Here is a 15,245-nt window from a genome sequence, read left to right as displayed (position 1 = left end):
CCACAGGATTGTGCAAGACCTGTGGGAGCGGGCTTGCCCGCGATGGCTGCCTCACAAACACCACACCTCCAAAACCTTGGCCAAACCAGTCAAGCAACTTGATAATTTTGACTATTGCCCGGCTCCCCGCGCGGAGCGAGTATTTCCCTGTTAGTTTCGGTTCTCCCCAACCTAATAAAAATACAAAGGGACTCTGGCAATGCGCGATTACTTGTCTGCTGTTTCACAGTTCAATTATCAGCACACCGTCGACGCCGCACTCGCGGGCGATCTGACTGCCCTCAACGCCTGCGTCGAATGTTGCGACCGACATGCGTTGCCTGGCCGGATCGCGTTGTTCTGGGAGGGTCGCGATGGTTCCAGCGCCACCTACACCTTCAACGACTTGCAAGACAAAGCCGCACGCTTTGCCAATTTCCTGTTAGCTCAAGGCGTGAGAAAAGGCGACAAGGTCGCCGGCCTCCTGCCACGCAATATCGAATTGTTGATCACCGTGTTCGCCACCTGGCGCATTGGCGCGGTCTATCAACCGCTGTTCACTGCCTTCGGCCCCAAAGCCATTGAACATCGTCTTGGCTGTTCCGGCGCCAAAGTGGTGGTCACCGACGCGGTCAACCGCCCCAAACTCACCGAAGTCACCGATTGCCCGTCCATCGTCACCGTCGGCGGGCCCAAAGGCCAAGGCATCGTTCAGGGGGATTTCAGTTTCTGGGCCGAGCTGGCCAACTATTCCAATACCTGCGAGCCGGTCATGCTAACGGGTGAAGACCCGTTCCTGTTGATGTTCACCTCGGGCACCACAGGTCCCTCCAAAGCACTCTCCGTACCGCTCAAAGCGATTGTCGCGTTCCAGAGCTACACCCGCGATGCGGTGGACCTGCGCCCTGAAGATGCGTTCTGGAACGTTGCCGACCCGGGTTGGGCCTATGGCATCTATTTTGGCGTGACTGGGCCGATGGCCTTGGGGCACCCGATCACGTTCTACGATGGCCCGTTTACCCTCGAAAGCACCTGCCGGGTGATCAATAAATACGGCATCACTAACCTCACGGGTTCGCCGACGGCCTATCGCCTGTTGATTGCCGGCGGCGACGAATTCGCCAAGTCGATCAAGGGCAAGTTGCGCATCGTCAGCAGTGCCGGTGAGCCGCTGAACCCGGAAGTGATCCGTTGGTTCGCCGATAACCTCGACGTGGTCATTCACGACCATTACGGCCAGACCGAACTGGGCATGGTGCTGTGCAACCACCATGGCCTGGAACACCCGATACACATGGGCGCCGCCGGTTTTACCTCGCCTGGCCACCGCATCGTGGTGCTGGACGATGAGTACAAGGAGCTGGGTGTCGGCCAGCCGGGCATCCTGGCCCTCGACCGCACCCAGTCACCGATGTGCTGGTTCGCCGGTTACGAAGGCGGCCCGACCAAAGCCTTCGTTGGCGATTACTACCTGAGCGGCGACACCGTGGAGTGGAACCCGGACGGCAGCATCAGCTTTGTCGGTCGCAGTGACGATGTGATTACCACCTCCGGCTACCGTGTCGGTCCGTTTGATGTGGAAAGTGCCCTGATCGAACACGCGGCAGTCGTGGAAGCAGCTGTGATCGGTAAACCTGATCCGGAACGCACCGAACTGGTCAAAGCCTTTGTTGTGCTGAGCGCGCAGTACCGAGCCACGCCAGAGTTGGCCGAGGAATTGCGCCAACACGTACGCAAGCGTCTGGCGGCGCACTCTTATCCCCGTGAAATCGAATTTGTCAGCGAGTTGCCGAAAACCCCTAGCGGCAAATTGCAGCGCTTTATCTTGCGCAACCAGGAAATCGCCAAGGCTCAAGAGGCCGCCGCGAAGAACGTTTCAGCTTGAATCCAAGGAAACAATGATGCAGATCGAAAACAAGGTTTTTATCGTCACCGGCGGGGCTTCCGGCCTCGGTGCGGCTACGGCTGAAATGCTGGTCGCGGCCGGCGCCAAAGTGATGCTGGTGGACATGAACGCCGAAGCCGTTGCTGCCCAGGCCCTGCGCCTTGGCGCGCAAAGCGTGGTGGCGGACATCAGCGACGAAGCGGCGGCGCAAGCGGCGGTACAGGCAACGGTCAATGCCTTCGGCGGCCTAAACGGGCTGGTCAACTGCGCCGGCATCGTGCGTGGCGAGAAGATCCTGGGCAAGAACGGTCCGCATACGTTGTCCAGCTTCAGCCAGGTGATCAACGTCAACCTGATCGGCAGTTTCAACATGCTGCGCCTGGCATCGGCGGCCATCGCCGAAACCGAGGCAGACAGTGATGGCGAGCGCGGTGTGATCATCAATACCGCATCGGCTGCAGCCTATGACGGTCAGATCGGTCAGGCGGCATACGCGGCGTCCAAGGGTGCGATTGTCAGCCTGACGTTGCCCGCTGCCCGCGAACTGGCGCGATTCGGCATCCGCGTGATGACCATCGCACCGGGCATTTTCGAAACGCCGATGATGGCAGGCATGACCCCGGAAGTCCGCGATTCCCTGGCGGCCGGTGTGCCGTTCCCGCCACGTTTGGGCAAGCCTGCCGAATACGCGGCACTGGCCCGGCATATCATTGAAAACAGCATGCTCAATGGCGAGGTGATCCGTCTCGACGGTGCCTTGCGCATGGCCGCGAAATAAGGAGGTTTTGTCATGACCCTTTCCAACGATCCGATTGTTATCGTCAGCGCCGTCCGCACCCCCATGGGCGGCTTTCAGGGTGAACTGAAAAGCCTGACCGCGCCGCAACTGGGCGCCGCCGCCATCAAGGCCGCCGTTGAACGTGCCGGTGTTGCAAGCGATGCCGTGGACGAAGTGTTATTCGGTTGCGTACTGCCTGCCGGATTGGGCCAGGCCCCGGCGCGCCAGGCGGCGCTGGGTGCCGGGCTGGATAAATCGACCCGCTGCACCACCCTCAACAAAATGTGCGGTTCGGGCATGGAAGCGGCCATCCTGGCCCATGACATGTTGGTGGCTGGCAGCGCCGACGTGATCATCGCCGGGGGCATGGAAAGCATGTCCAACGCGCCCTACCTGCTGGACCGCGCCCGCAGCGGCTACCGCATGGGCCACGGCCGGATTCAGGATTCGATGTTCCTGGATGGCCTGGAAGACGCCTACGACAAGGGTCGCCTGATGGGTACCTTTGCCGAAGATTGCGCCGAAACCAATGGTTTCAGCCGCGAAGCGCAGGATGCTTTTGCCATCGCCTCGACCACCCGCGCCCAACAGGCGATCAAGGATGGCCGCTTCAAGGACGAGATCGTGCCGCTGACCGTGACCGTCGGTAAAGAACAGGTGACGATCAGCAATGACGAGCAGCCACCGAAGGCCAAACTGGACAAGATCGCCTCGCTGAAACCGGCGTTCCGCGACGGCGGCACCGTTACAGCGGCGAACTCCAGTTCGATCTCCGACGGCGCGGCGGCACTGGTGCTGATGCGCCGCTCCGAAGCTGACAAGCGTGGCCTCAAGCCATTGGCTGTCATCCATGCCCACGCTGCATTCGCCGATACGCCGGGGCTGTTTCCGGTGGCGCCGATTGGCGCGATCAAGAAGCTGATGAAGAAAACCGGCTGGTCGCTCAATGACGTGGACTTGGTGGAAGTCAACGAAGCCTTCGCCGTGGTCGGCATGGCGGCGATGACGCATCTGGAAATCCCCCACGAAAAACTCAACGTGCACGGCGGCGCCTGCGCCCTGGGCCACCCGATCGGTGCCTCCGGCGCGCGGATTCTGGTGACGCTGATCTCGGCGCTGCGCCAGAAAGGCTTAAAACGCGGTGTGGCGGCGATTTGCATTGGCGGTGGTGAAGCGACGGCGATGGCCGTGGAATGCCTTTAATAGGCCACAACCTCACCCCTGTGGGAGCCAGCCTGCTGGCGATGACGTCGTGTCAGTCAATGCATACTTACATGACACACCGCTATCGCCAGCAGGCTGGCTCCCACAAAGTTCTATGTCGTACCCCGGATTTTAAGGATTCACCATGATCCCCAATGACGAACAACAGCAAATCAGCGACGCAGCCCGGCAGTTCGCCCAGGAACGGCTGAAACCGTTTGCCGCCGAATGGGACCGCGAGCACCGTTTCCCCAAGGAAGCCATCGGTGAGATGGCCGAATTGGGCTTCTTCGGCATGTTGGTGCCGGAGCAGTGGGGCGGTTGCGACACCGGTTACCTGGCCTATGCCATGGCCCTGGAAGAAATCGCCGCTGGCGATGGTGCTTGTTCGACCATCATGAGCGTGCACAACTCGGTGGGTTGCGTACCGATCCTCCATTACGGCAACGATGATCAGAAAGAACGCTTCCTCAAGCCGCTGGCCAGTGGTGCGATGCTTGGCGCGTTCGCGTTGACCGAGCCCCAGGCCGGTTCCGACGCCAGCGGCTTGAAAACCCGTGCGAAATTGAACGGTGATCACTACGTGCTCAACGGCTGCAAACAATTCATTACTTCCGGGCAGAACGCCGGGGTGGTGATCGTGTTCGCCGTGACCGATCCAACCGCTGGCAAGCGCGGAATCAGCGCGTTCATCGTGCCTACCGATTCGCCGGGCTACAAAGTCGCACGGGTTGAAGACAAACTCGGCCAGCACGCCTCGGACACCTGCCAGATCCTCTTCGAAGACGTCAAAGTCCCGGTGGCCAACCGTTTGGGCGAAGAGGGCGAAGGCTACAGGATTGCCCTGGCCAACCTCGAAGGCGGACGTGTCGGTATCGCCTCGCAATCGGTGGGCATGGCTCGCGCCGCGTTCGAAGCGGCACGCGACTACGCCCGTGAGCGCGAGAGCTTCGGCAAGCCGATAGTTGAGCATCAAGCCGTGGCGTTCCGCCTGGCGGACATGGCAACCCAGATCGCCGTGGCGCGGCAGATGGTGCATTACGCAGCCGCCCTGCGTGATAGCGGAAAACCGGCGTTGGTCGAAGCCTCGATGGCCAAACTGTTCGCCTCGGAAATGGCCGAGAAGGTTTGCTCGTCGGCGTTGCAAACCCTGGGTGGTTACGGTTACTTGAACGACTTCCCGCTGGAGCGGATCTACCGCGACGTGCGGGTTTGCCAGATCTATGAAGGCACCAGCGATATTCAACGCATGGTCATTTCGCGCAATCTATAAAAAGGAAACCTCTACGTGAACTACGAAACGATTTTGCTGGAAATCCATGGCCGCGTTGGCCTGATCACCCTGAACCGTCCGCAGGCGCTGAATGCGCTGAACGCGCAGATTGTCAGCGAAGTGAACCACGCCCTTGATGGCCTGGAGAAGGACGCGAACATCGGATGCATCGTGCTGACCGGTTCGAAAAAAGCATTTGCTGCCGGTGCCGACATCAAGGAAATGGCCGAGCTGACCTATCCGCAGATCTACATCGATGACCTGTTCAGCGACAGCGACCGCGTCGCCAACCGCCGCAAGCCGATCATTGCCGCGGTCAACGGTTTCGCCTTGGGTGGTGGTTGTGAACTGGCGCTGATGTGCGACTTCATCCTGGCCGGCGACAACGCCAAGTTCGGCCAGCCGGAAATCAACCTCGGCGTGTTGCCGGGCATGGGCGGCACCCAACGTCTGACCCGTGCCGTAGGCAAGGCCAAAGCCATGGAGATGTGCCTGAGCGGGCGCCTGATCGGTGCCGAGGAAGCGGAGCGTTGCGGGATCGTCGCGCGTATCGTGCCGAGTGATGAGTTGCTCGATGAAGCGCTGAAAGTCGCGGCGTTGATTGCCAAAAAGTCGTTGCCGATTTCGATGATGGTCAAGGAAAGCGTCAACCGCGCCTTTGAAGTGAGCCTGTCCGAAGGCGTGCGTTTCGAGCGTCGGGTGTTCCATGCGGCGTTTGCGACGCAGGATCAGAAGGAAGGGATGGCGGCGTTTATTGCCAAGCGTGAGGCAGAGTTCAAGGACAAGTGATGCGGCGCACCGTCTGAAGCCATCGCCAGCAAGCCGGCTCCTACAGTGAATCTCCAGCGGGCACAGAGTTTGTGCTCGACGCAGATACCTGTAGGAGCCGGCTTGGTGGCGATGGCGCAGTGTCAGGCGACATGATGTTGAATGTGCGGGCCTTATCGCGGGCAAGCCCGCTTCCACAAGGTTCTCGGACGGTCACAAAATTCGTGTACACCCCGAAACCTGTGGGAGCGGGCTTGCCCGCGAAGCTTTTAAGGCTTCAAACCAGGTAGTTCTTCAGTTCCCGGGCAATCACCATTCGCTGTATCTCGCTCGACCCCTCATAGATCTGCGTAATCCGCGCGTCCCGGTAGTATTTCTCCACCGGGTAATCTTCCAGATACCCGTACCCGCCATGGATCTGTATCGCTGACGAACAGACCTTCTCGGCCATTTCCGATGCAAACAGCTTGGCTTGCGAAGCCTCCGACAGGCATGGCTTGCCGGCAGTACGCAACCGCGCAGCGTGCAGGATCATCAGTCGCGCAGCATTCAACTGCATGTGCATGTCCGCCAGCATATTGGCGACGCTCTGATGCTCGATGATCGGTTTGGCGAACTGCACACGATCACGGGAGTAGGCCAGGGCTGCTTCAAACGCCGCACGGGCGATACCCAGCGCTTGCGCTGCAATACCGATGCGACCGCCTTCAAGGTTGGATAGGGCAATGGCCAGGCCTTTGCCACGCTCACCGAGCAGATTGTCCTGGGCAATGGCGCAGTTGTTGAGGGTCACGGCGCAGGTGTCGGATGCGCGAATGCCCATTTTATGTTCGGTACGATCGACGATGAAGCCTTTGGTGTCTGTCGGCACCAGAAAGGCCGAAATACCTTTCTTGCCCAGGTCAGGATCAGTCACCGCGAAGACGATGGCCAGCTTTGCCCGTTTGCCGTTGCTGACAAACTGCTTGGCGCCGTTGAGCACCCACTGGCCGTCACGCAGTTCGGCGCGGGTGCGCAGGTTATGCGCTTCGGAGCCTGCCTGGGGTTCGGTCAGGCAGAAGCAGCCGATGGCCTGGCCGCTGGCAAGATCCGCCAGCCAGGTCTGTTTCTGTTCTTCAGTGCCGTAGTTGAGGACCGGCCCGCAACCCACCGAGTTGTGGATGCTCATGAACGCACCGGTGGCACCATCACCGGCGGAGATTTCCTCTACCGCCAGCGCATAGGCGACGTAATCGACATAGGTGCCGCCCCATTCCTCGGGCACCACCATGCCCAGCAGGCCCAGTTCACCCATCTTCGCCACCAGGCCGTCATCGATCCAGCCGGCCTTTTCCCAGGCCTGGGCATGGGGCGCGATCTCGCCACGGGCAAAGTCCCGGGCCATGTCGCGGATCATGATTTGCTCTTCGCTCAATTCGATATCGTGCATGGCTCAGCTCCCGCTCTCATCGAAACCGTTGAAGAAACTCGCCACGTGCTCGGCGTCCAGCGCCTGCAGGGTGGGCGGGCTCCAGCGCGGATTCTTGTCTTTGTCGATCAACAGGGCGCGCACGCCTTCGATCAGGTCGCCGCGTTCGAACCATTGGCGGTCCAGATGCAATTCGAGGGCGAAACATTGCTCAAGGCTCAGCTGCCGTCCGCGACGAAGCATTTCCAGGGTCACGCCCATGGCCAGCGGTGAGCGGGTTTCCAGCAGATCGGCGGTGGTCGTGGCCCACTCATGGCTGTCTGCGACCGTAACCTGGCGCATTTGCTCAACCATACTCGGGACGTCGGGCAGGGCGAAGAAGTGGTCGATGGCCGGGCGCAATGTGCTCAAAGGTGCGTCGGGCAGTTGTTGCACGGCCAGTGTCGCCAACAGGCCTTGCAGGTCCTTGAGTGGTGAATCGTTCCATTGCAGTAGATCGAGTTTTTCGTCGAGCGCAGCCAGTTTGCTGCTGTCCAGGTACCAGTCCGCCAGACCGCAATACAGCGCATCGGCCGCGCGGATCTGCACACCGCTGACGCCCAGATAAATCCCCAGTTCCCCGGGAATGCGGGGCAGGAAGTAACTGCCGCCAACGTCCGGGAAATAACCAATGCCGACCTCTGGCATGGCCAGACGGCTTTTCTCGGTGACTACCCGCAGATCGGCGCCTTGCACGAGCCCCATGCCACCACCCAGGACAAACCCGTCCATCAAGGCCAGAACGGGCTTGCGGTAGTGATGGATAGCGAGGTCGAGGGCGTATTCCTCGACGAAGAAGTCTTCATGCAGGGTGTCGCCGCTTTTGAAGCTGTCGTACAGCGAGCGGATGTCGCCACCGGCACAGAACGCTTTCTCGCCAGCACCGCGCAGGACCACTGCATGCACCTGCGAATCCTGGGCCCAGGCGTCGAGCTGACGGTGCAGGTTGCGCACCATGTCCAGGGTGATGGCGTTGAGGCCAGCGGGACGGTTGAGGGTCAGGTGACCGATGTGGTTGCGAACCTCGGCCAGCACTTCATTTTGCGTGGCATCCATGGACTGAGTCCCCGGAGAAGAAACCTGAGCAGTCATCACTAACTCCCTGCTTTTATTGTTCTTTATTAAGGTAGCTCGCGCGCGAGCGATGCAGGATCGTAACAGTGCAAATTTGTGATGTACAACGCGAAAAAATGCAGGGGCTTTCTGCATTTTTGCATTTGCTTTTCTGTAGGAGCCGAGCTCGCTCGCGAAGGACGTCAACGATAACGCGAGCTGTCTGGTGCACCGCGGTGGGCTGGCGTTCTTCGCGAGCGAGCTCGCTCCTACAAAAGCAGGGGAAGTCAGGCGCTGGTACGGCTCAGGACTTCACCAATACTGCGACGTTTGGCGTGCAACTCACTGATATGAATCAGTTGTTCCAGATCTTCCGGGGTGACGTCGATAAAGGCGTCCATATCCGCCAAGGCCAGTTTCAGGTCATCGGCCGTGATCGCCTGACTGTCGATAGGTGGGTGATCGGCGGGCACCATCGGCACCGGTTCGGCGGGGCGCTTGGGATAGCGAATGCGCGTGAGGTTGTTATAGGCCACAGCGCACAGCACCATGACCAATGCACTGAGCATGACCGGCCCCAGTGCCATCCAGTCCATCGCAATGGTCGTCGGATCAGCCAGAACCGTCGTCGCCGCCACCGCACCGGCCGGAGGATGCAGGCAGCGCAGCCAGCACATCAGGATTACCGCCATGCCCGCCGCCAGGGAGGCACTGCCCAAGGTGCGCCCCAGAACATGGGCCGCCAACAGCCCCATGACCCCGGCGCACAGGTAACCGCCGACAATCGACCAGGGTTGCGCCAGCGCACCGGAAGACACCGCAAACAGCAATACCGCGGACGCCCCCAGCGGGCCGATCAGGTGCTGCGCCGCTTCGAGGCCGAACACAAGGCTGCAAAGCCAGACACTGGCCAGTGTGCCAATGGCCATACCAATGGCGGCACGGCTCCATTCGGTAGGACGGGTATTGATAGCGGCAGGCAACCAGCGAGCGAGCATGATGAAAATCGTTCCGTAGACAAAAACCTGAGGTAAAAAAAAGGCTTACCGGGAATACCCAGAAAGCCCTTGAAGGTGTTCCAACTATTGGGGGAGGAACGAGGACAGTTTGCCGATCATTTCTGATGCTGACAAATTCATATTAATGAAGCTTAAATTCATTGATTTTGATGTTAAACCGCGCTGCATGAACCTCTAACCCGAGGGATGGTGAGTCTCAAGGTTTCAGCAAATGCAGTAACACGAAGTCGTTGTTATCAAATCGACCACTCAATACCGGTTGCGGCGTGCCCGGCACATTGGCTTGAAACGCCCGATAATCTCTCAAGTCCATCATCACCCATGCAGGCGCCGCCACACTTTCCAATGCCTGGTTGGATTCGGTGAAGAGCGGTAGCAAGTCTTGCTCTGTATTGATCATGAACTTAATGGCCTTGGCGTCTTTGCCCATGCCATGCAGCACCAGAGGCGCAGGATACGCCTGCATTTTTGCGAGTGTCGCGCGACTGAAGGTTTGGTTGTCGTAAACCCGGCGTTCAACTGGCTCGAAGACCATGATGTACGCCGACCACAGCGCCAGGACCGCGCAGAACGCTAATGCCTGAGGTCGCCAATGCGCTTTTGCAAGCATTGCCAACGCGATCACTTGTAACGCACCCAGCACGATCATCGTTGGAACAAGGCTGGTCAGATGTTGCCCGTAACGTCGCTGTGCGAATAGCAATCCGCCCATCAGTAGCGCCGGCATCAGCAACCACAAGCCTTGCATCAAGACGCGCAACCAGAAGAACAATCGCCCCTGAATCACCGCAAACGGATACGCCGCAACAATGGCCGCCATGGGCAGCATCGGTAGCAGGTAGCGGGCTTTTTTCGCCTGGGGTATGGAAAGGCCGAGCATCACGATCAATCCTGCTGCCACGCAATACTGAAGCAATCGTAAAGCCGGCCCGGTTGGGCGTGGATTGTTCAGAACGAGTGCGATCAAGCTCAGCAGGGCCAAAGGATAGGCCAGCGCATAGTTGCCAATCGAACTGGTGAAATAGTAGAGCGAACCGCTGGCGCCCTCGCTGCCGTCAAGGCGACCCATGAACTGCATGCGAATTACGTCCTGCACGAACGCCGGGCCTGCACTGGTTTGGGCCAGCCAAAGTAATGTCCCCAGGCACACGCCCAGCAGAAGAGCCGCCGTCAGGCCGAAGCCGAAAAACCGCCGCCACTGACGATTGAGCAACAAGTAGCTGCAAAGCATCCCGGTGGGAATCACCAGCCCGATCGGGCCGCGCAACCCGAAGCCCAACAGCAGCAGGGCGAAGATCAGGCCCCACCGACGTGGTGCCTCGAAGTGGTCGGCGGCGTAGCCCAGGTAAAACACGGCGAATGCCACCGCTGCCAGCATCAAGTCTTGGGAAACGGCACGGGTTTCCGTAACAAAGATGTTGGTCAGCAACATCAGGGCAATGCTCAGCAACGCCCAGCGGGTGGAAAAAGGTGCGACTAACCGGTACATCAGCGTGACGATGACAGCACCGGCAATAGCGCTTGGGAGCCAGGCACTGAGACTGTTGACCTGGCCGAACGGCAGGGCCGCCAGCCAGATGAACAGGGTCGAAAGCGCGGAGTAGTCGGCGTAAGGCTGACCATACGTGGTAGGGAAAAAGGACGGCCCGTGTCGCAGCATTTCCTGGGCGAACAGAACAAAGCGCGAGTCAAAACCGATCGGCGCCTGCTGATATACACCGGCAGTGAACAACAGCAAGGCCAACAGTCCAACGATGAAGGACTGTTGGCGGATAGACAGCGACATTACGAAAGCTCGGAGAGCGATGCCTGGGGCCATTGCTGGTGCGGAATCGGCAACTTGCGCGACTCGCCACGGCCCATCGGGAAGTACATGAAGCCGTTGCGGGCCAGCCGTTCGGCGTCGTAAAGGTTGCGGCCGTCGAAGATCACCGGTGCACTGAGTCGTTGACGGATCAGGTCGAAATCCGGGGCCTTGAACTGCTGCCACTCGGTGCAGATGATCAGGGCGTCAGCGCCGTTCAATACCGATTCGGGCGTGCCCATGAGCATCAGCCGGGTTTCATCGGGATACAGGTGCTGGGTTTCCTGCATGGCTTCCGGGTCGAACGCTCGCACGTTGGCGCCAGCGGCCCACAGCGCCTCCAGCAGCACGCGGCTAGGGGCGTCGCGCATGTCATCGGTGTTTGGCTTGAATGCCAAGCCCCACACGGCGAACGTCTTGCCGCGCAGATCGCCCTTGTAGAACGCCTTGATGCGCTCGAACAACTTGTGTTTTTGCCGCTGGTTGATGGCTTCCACCGCTTGAAGCAAATCGCTGGAGCAGTGAGCCTCTTCGGCGCTGTGGATCAGGGCGCGCATGTCCTTGGGAAAACATGAGCCGCCATAACCGCAACCGGGATAGATGAAGTGGTAACCGATGCGCGAATCGGCGCCGATGCCCAAGCGTACCGATTCGATGTCGGCACCCACGTGCTCGGCCAGTTCGGCGATCTGGTTGATGAAGCTGATCTTGGTCGCCAGCATGCAGTTGGCGGCGTACTTGGTGAGCTCGGCGCTGCGCAGGTCCATGAACATGACGCGTTCGTGGTTGCGGTTGAAGGGCGAGTACAGGTCACGCATCACATCGCGTACCTCTTCGCGATCGCAACCGATGATGATGCGGTCCGGACGCCGGCAATCGGCCACGGCAGAGCCTTCCTTGAGAAACTCGGGGTTGGAGACGATATCGAACTGCAGCAAACGCCCGGCCTTGATCAGGCACTTGTCGATGTGCTCGCGCAAGCGATCGCCAGTGCCCACGGGTACGGTGGATTTCTCCACCAGAATCACCGGTTGTTCGCGATGGCGCGCCACGGCGTCACCCACCGACAACACGTAGCGCAAATCAGCCGAGCCGTCTTCAAGGGACGGCGTGCCGACCGCAATGAACAGTACCTGACCGTGTTGCACGGCGAGCTTTTCGTCAGTGGTGAATTGAAGCCGATTGGCTTCCAGACTTTCACGCACCAGGCTGGCCAGCCCCGGCTCAAAGATGCTGACGTGGCCTTGTTGCAGCAACTCGACTTTTTTCTTGTCAATGTCCATGCACACCACGTCATGACCGACCTCAGCCAAAACGGCTGCTTGAACCAGACCGACGTAACCGCTACCAAATACACTGATTTTCATGAGGCACTCCTGAGTTCGGGCGCACTTGCTGGTCGAGAGTTGATGGTGATCACCCCGAGAATGACCAGGGTCACTCCGAGGCTTTTCGAAAGGCTGAAATGTTCCTGGAACAGCGGCAGACCGGCGGCGGCCACGTAGACCAATGCGTAACTGATGCTGAGCAACGAGTAGGCCCGACCCAATGGCAAATCCCGCAGTGCCAGCAACCAACTGAGCATCGACAGTGCGTAGGCCACGATTGCGGCCAGCACCACCGCGACAGCGCTCAAGTTGATGTCAGTGTCCAGCCAGTGCGCGGGTGACGGCAAGCGGCTCATGCTCCAGCGCATGCCCAGTTGTGCGGCACTGACCAGCAATACGCTGCCCAGGGCAAATGTGATTCCGCGACGTTGGTTCATGTATGTTGCCCCAGTAGTGCCACGCCACTCATGACCAGGGCGACCCCCAGCCAGTGACGACGGTCAATGGGTTCGGAGAAGACAAAGCGGGCGACCAAGGTGATCAAAACGAAGTTGAGGCTCAGCATCGGGTAGGCAATGCTGACTTCCAGGCGCTGCAACACCAGTAGCCACACCAGCAAGCCCAGCCCCAGCGAGGCTAGGGCCAACCACAGCCAGGGCGAGCGCAACTTCTGGCCCAGGCCCGAGGTTTGGCCACGCCAGCTTTCGACGGCGTACTTCTGGGCAATCTGCCCCAGACAGGTCAGCAAGCAGGCGCACAGAAGCAGAAGCAGGCTCATGGTGTTGCCTGCGGGATGATCAGAATCACGATGTTGCCTTGTTCATAACGCTTGCCTTGTGTAGGCAACTGTTCCAATTCGTGGAGCTCGTCTGTGCCCTTGATCCGCATGACCACGCCCACCGACCCTGACTGGCGGGCGTCGCGCATCCATGCTTGCAACTGATTGGGGTCCACGCGCTGTATTTGCCCCTCAGGATAGGCAAGGCCATATTTCAACTCGCCTATCGTGTTGTACAAAAACACCTCCGGGCGTTTCAGGCGCCAGGCCAGGGCGGACGCGGCGCCCAGGTCGTTGCTCAGCAAACGATTGGTCTGGCCGAGTTCGGCGGCATGCTCGAGGATGAATTGGTCCGGCATCTTGTTGGCGACCACGGCATTGGGCAGCGCCGCAGGTATTACTCCGATGAGCAGCAAACTGCCGAAGGCTGGCGCGGCCCAGCATTGCAAAGGCCGAAAGGCTTGACACAGGTTGGCGACGATCCAGCCAATCAGGCCGATAAACACCAGCACCAGATTGTGAAGTTCATGGTCGTAGACCGGTTTTTTCAGTTGCAGATAAACCAGGGCCAGCAGGGTGATTAGACCCAGGGCGAGGTTTAGCAGGCCATTGATGCCCAAGGCGCGCCCTTGCGCCAGCCTCAAGCGGTCCGCCAGCGCATGACCGATCAACAATGCCAGAGGCAGCAGGCACGGCAGGATGTAGGACGGCAACTTGCCTTTACTGAGGCTGAAGAACATCAGTGGCATCACCAGCCACAGCAGCAGGAACGCGATGTTGGCCTGGTGCCTGGTCTGCCAGGCTTGCTTGAGCGCCGCTGGCAGCAATGCGGTCCACGGCACGCTGAATGCCACCAGCAACGGCAAGTAATACCACCACGGTGCACTGTGTTGGGCATCCTCCCCGGCAAAGCGGCGGACATGTTCGTGCCAGAAAAAGAACCGCCAGTAATCGGGTTCTTGAGCATGCACCGCCAAGGCCCACGGCAGGCTCACGGCGATGGCCACCGCTATCGCTACCGGGCCATAAACCAGCAACTCACGCCAGCGTTTTTGCCAGAGCATCCAGGGCAGGGCGATCAGTACGGGCAATAGCCAGGCGAGAAATCCCTTGGTCATGAAACCCATGCCACAGGCCAGGCCCAGGACCGCCCAGCTAATCAAGCGTTGGGTGCGGTCGACGCTGTCCAGGGCAAACCACAAGGCGACGAGGCTCAGGTTGACCCAAAAAGTGAATTGCGGATCGAGGTTGGCGTAACCCGCGGCGCCGGCGACTACTGTGAGACTCATGTACAGCAGTGCACAGGCGAAACTCTTGCGCGGTTCGTTCCACATCCGGCGAGCGATGAGGTAACACAGCAGCACACTCATCCCGGTACTCAAAGCCGAGGCAAAGCGCACGCCAAACAGGTTCTGCCCGAACACCGCCTGGCCGATGGCGATCATCCAGTAGCCAGCCGCCGGTTTTTCAAAATAACGCAGGCCCATGAAATGCGGCGACACCCAATTACCGCTCAGGAGCATTTCCTGGCTGATCTGGGCGTAGCGGGTTTCGTCGGGAATCCATAAGCCATGGGTGCTTAGTGGGAGCAGATACGCCAGCGCCATGACGGCCAGCAACAAAGGCAATGCCCAGCGTTTGCTCATGCGCCTTGCACTCCTAACCAGCCTTCGCGACCCGCCAGTGCACCGCGCACCACGCGACCACCGGGAATATTGCCGGTGGCCTCGGGCATTAAATCGCCCAAGCGTTGAAAAGCAATACCTCGCTGGCGCGCATCGCTCAGCAGTTGACGAAAGTCATTGGCCATCAGAATCCCTTCTACTTCGGCGTGAATCGTGTAGACGTTAAGTTTTTCAGGTGAAAATCGATCAAGAATGAAGGCGTTGAAATCCTTGGCGGCGACACCGGGGCCGATCACTTCATCGAA

13 protein-coding genes and 1 pseudogene are annotated in these 15,245 nt (G+C 59.6%); 5 read left to right on the top strand and 9 right to left on the bottom strand.

Features of this window, described 5'->3' with window-relative positions:
- Window positions 1-199: 199 nt before the first annotated feature.
- The 5 genes from ACRESJ_RS29295 (at window position 200) to ACRESJ_RS29275 (ending at window position 5,907) form a co-directional block, all read left to right on the top strand.
- Window positions 200-1,864, top strand: a complete 1,665-nt coding sequence (locus tag ACRESJ_RS29295) for an AMP-binding protein (protein ID WP_431760995.1) — start codon at window positions 200-202, stop codon at window positions 1,862-1,864.
- A gap of 16 nt (window positions 1,865-1,880) precedes the next feature.
- Entirely contained in the window at window positions 1,881-2,642 is a 762-nt protein-coding gene (locus ACRESJ_RS29290; protein ID WP_431760994.1) for an SDR family NAD(P)-dependent oxidoreductase, read from the top strand.
- Window positions 2,643-2,654: 12 nt separating this feature from the next.
- Window positions 2,655-3,845, top strand: coding sequence for an acetyl-CoA C-acyltransferase (locus ACRESJ_RS29285; protein WP_431760993.1), 1,191 nt, complete (start codon window positions 2,655-2,657; stop codon window positions 3,843-3,845).
- 145 nt (window positions 3,846-3,990) lie between these two features.
- Entirely contained in the window at window positions 3,991-5,118 is a 1,128-nt protein-coding gene (locus ACRESJ_RS29280; RefSeq protein WP_431760992.1) for an acyl-CoA dehydrogenase, read from the top strand.
- 15 nt (window positions 5,119-5,133) lie between these two features.
- The gene (locus ACRESJ_RS29275) at window positions 5,134-5,907 is read left to right on the top strand and encodes an enoyl-CoA hydratase (RefSeq protein WP_431760991.1); all 774 of its coding nucleotides are present in this window, start codon (window positions 5,134-5,136) and stop codon (window positions 5,905-5,907) included.
- A 256-nt stretch (window positions 5,908-6,163) separates the two neighbouring features.
- Here the strand turns inward: ACRESJ_RS29275 and ACRESJ_RS29270 are convergent, their stop codons facing one another.
- From ACRESJ_RS29270 to ACRESJ_RS29230, 9 genes and pseudogenes are all read right to left on the bottom strand, one after another.
- Entirely contained in the window at window positions 6,164-7,315 is a 1,152-nt protein-coding gene (locus ACRESJ_RS29270; RefSeq protein ID WP_431760990.1) for an acyl-CoA dehydrogenase family protein, read from the bottom strand.
- A 3-nt stretch (window positions 7,316-7,318) separates the two neighbouring features.
- Window positions 7,319-8,425 (bottom strand): enoyl-CoA hydratase/isomerase family protein, encoded by a 1,107-nt coding sequence (locus ACRESJ_RS29265; protein ID WP_431760989.1) that lies wholly within the window; start codon window positions 8,423-8,425, stop codon window positions 7,319-7,321.
- A gap of 248 nt (window positions 8,426-8,673) precedes the next feature.
- Window positions 8,674-9,384, bottom strand: a complete 711-nt coding sequence (locus ACRESJ_RS29260) for an HPP family protein (protein ID WP_431760988.1) — start codon at window positions 9,382-9,384, stop codon at window positions 8,674-8,676.
- A 217-nt stretch (window positions 9,385-9,601) separates the two neighbouring features.
- On the bottom strand, window positions 9,602-11,191 hold the full coding sequence (locus tag ACRESJ_RS29255; protein WP_431760987.1) for an ArnT family glycosyltransferase: 1,590 nt from the start codon (window positions 11,189-11,191) through the stop codon (window positions 9,602-9,604).
- Complete coding sequence (locus tag ACRESJ_RS29250) at window positions 11,191-12,576, bottom strand: UDP-glucose dehydrogenase family protein (protein WP_431760986.1); 1,386 nt, start codon at window positions 12,574-12,576, stop codon at window positions 11,191-11,193. The genes ACRESJ_RS29255 and ACRESJ_RS29250 overlap by 1 nt, the downstream gene beginning before the upstream one ends.
- Complete coding sequence (gene arnF / locus ACRESJ_RS29245; protein WP_431760985.1) at window positions 12,573-12,974, bottom strand: 4-amino-4-deoxy-L-arabinose-phosphoundecaprenol flippase subunit ArnF; 402 nt, start codon at window positions 12,972-12,974, stop codon at window positions 12,573-12,575. Before arnF ends, ACRESJ_RS29250 begins: the two co-directional genes overlap by 4 nt.
- On the bottom strand, window positions 12,971-13,315 hold the full coding sequence (gene arnE / locus ACRESJ_RS29240; protein WP_431760984.1) for a 4-amino-4-deoxy-L-arabinose-phosphoundecaprenol flippase subunit ArnE: 345 nt from the start codon (window positions 13,313-13,315) through the stop codon (window positions 12,971-12,973). The genes arnF and arnE overlap by 4 nt, the downstream gene beginning before the upstream one ends.
- A complete protein-coding gene (arnT, locus tag ACRESJ_RS29235) occupies window positions 13,312-14,961 on the bottom strand; it encodes a lipid IV(A) 4-amino-4-deoxy-L-arabinosyltransferase (protein WP_431760983.1) in 1,650 nt (549 codons plus the stop codon). Before arnT ends, arnE begins: the two co-directional genes overlap by 4 nt.
- Window positions 14,958-15,245, bottom strand: a pseudogene (locus ACRESJ_RS29230) (4-deoxy-4-formamido-L-arabinose-phosphoundecaprenol deformylase); the annotation flags it as partial. The gene arnT and the pseudogene ACRESJ_RS29230, both read right to left, overlap by 4 nt.

It is taken from the genome of Pseudomonas sp. (assembly GCF_050739655.1).
Lineage (GTDB): Bacteria > Pseudomonadota > Gammaproteobacteria > Pseudomonadales > Pseudomonadaceae > Aquipseudomonas.
Note: the sequence above shows the minus strand (reverse complement) of the source record. Positions and strands in the feature narration are given on the sequence as shown.

Coding starts and splice junctions, on each gene's coding strand:
- ACRESJ_RS29250 (WP_431760986.1), bottom strand. CDS start 12,576: ATGAAAATCAGTGTATTTGGTAGCGGTTACGTCGGTCTGGTTCAAGCA.
- ACRESJ_RS29260 (WP_431760988.1), bottom strand. CDS start 9,384: ATGCTCGCTCGCTGGTTGCCTGCCGCTATCAATACCCGTCCTACCGAA.
- arnE (WP_431760984.1), bottom strand. CDS start 13,315: ATGAGCCTGCTTCTGCTTCTGTGCGCCTGCTTGCTGACCTGTCTGGGG.
- arnT (WP_431760983.1), bottom strand. CDS start 14,961: ATGAGCAAACGCTGGGCATTGCCTTTGTTGCTGGCCGTCATGGCGCTG.
- ACRESJ_RS29265 (WP_431760989.1), bottom strand. CDS start 8,425: ATGACTGCTCAGGTTTCTTCTCCGGGGACTCAGTCCATGGATGCCACG.
- arnF (WP_431760985.1), bottom strand. CDS start 12,974: ATGAACCAACGTCGCGGAATCACATTTGCCCTGGGCAGCGTATTGCTG.
- ACRESJ_RS29285 (WP_431760993.1), top strand. CDS start 2,655: ATGACCCTTTCCAACGATCCGATTGTTATCGTCAGCGCCGTCCGCACC.
- ACRESJ_RS29255 (WP_431760987.1), bottom strand. CDS start 11,191: ATGTCGCTGTCTATCCGCCAACAGTCCTTCATCGTTGGACTGTTGGCC.
- ACRESJ_RS29280 (WP_431760992.1), top strand. CDS start 3,991: ATGATCCCCAATGACGAACAACAGCAAATCAGCGACGCAGCCCGGCAG.
- ACRESJ_RS29295 (WP_431760995.1), top strand. CDS start 200: ATGCGCGATTACTTGTCTGCTGTTTCACAGTTCAATTATCAGCACACC.
- ACRESJ_RS29290 (WP_431760994.1), top strand. CDS start 1,881: ATGCAGATCGAAAACAAGGTTTTTATCGTCACCGGCGGGGCTTCCGGC.
- ACRESJ_RS29270 (WP_431760990.1), bottom strand. CDS start 7,315: ATGCACGATATCGAATTGAGCGAAGAGCAAATCATGATCCGCGACATG.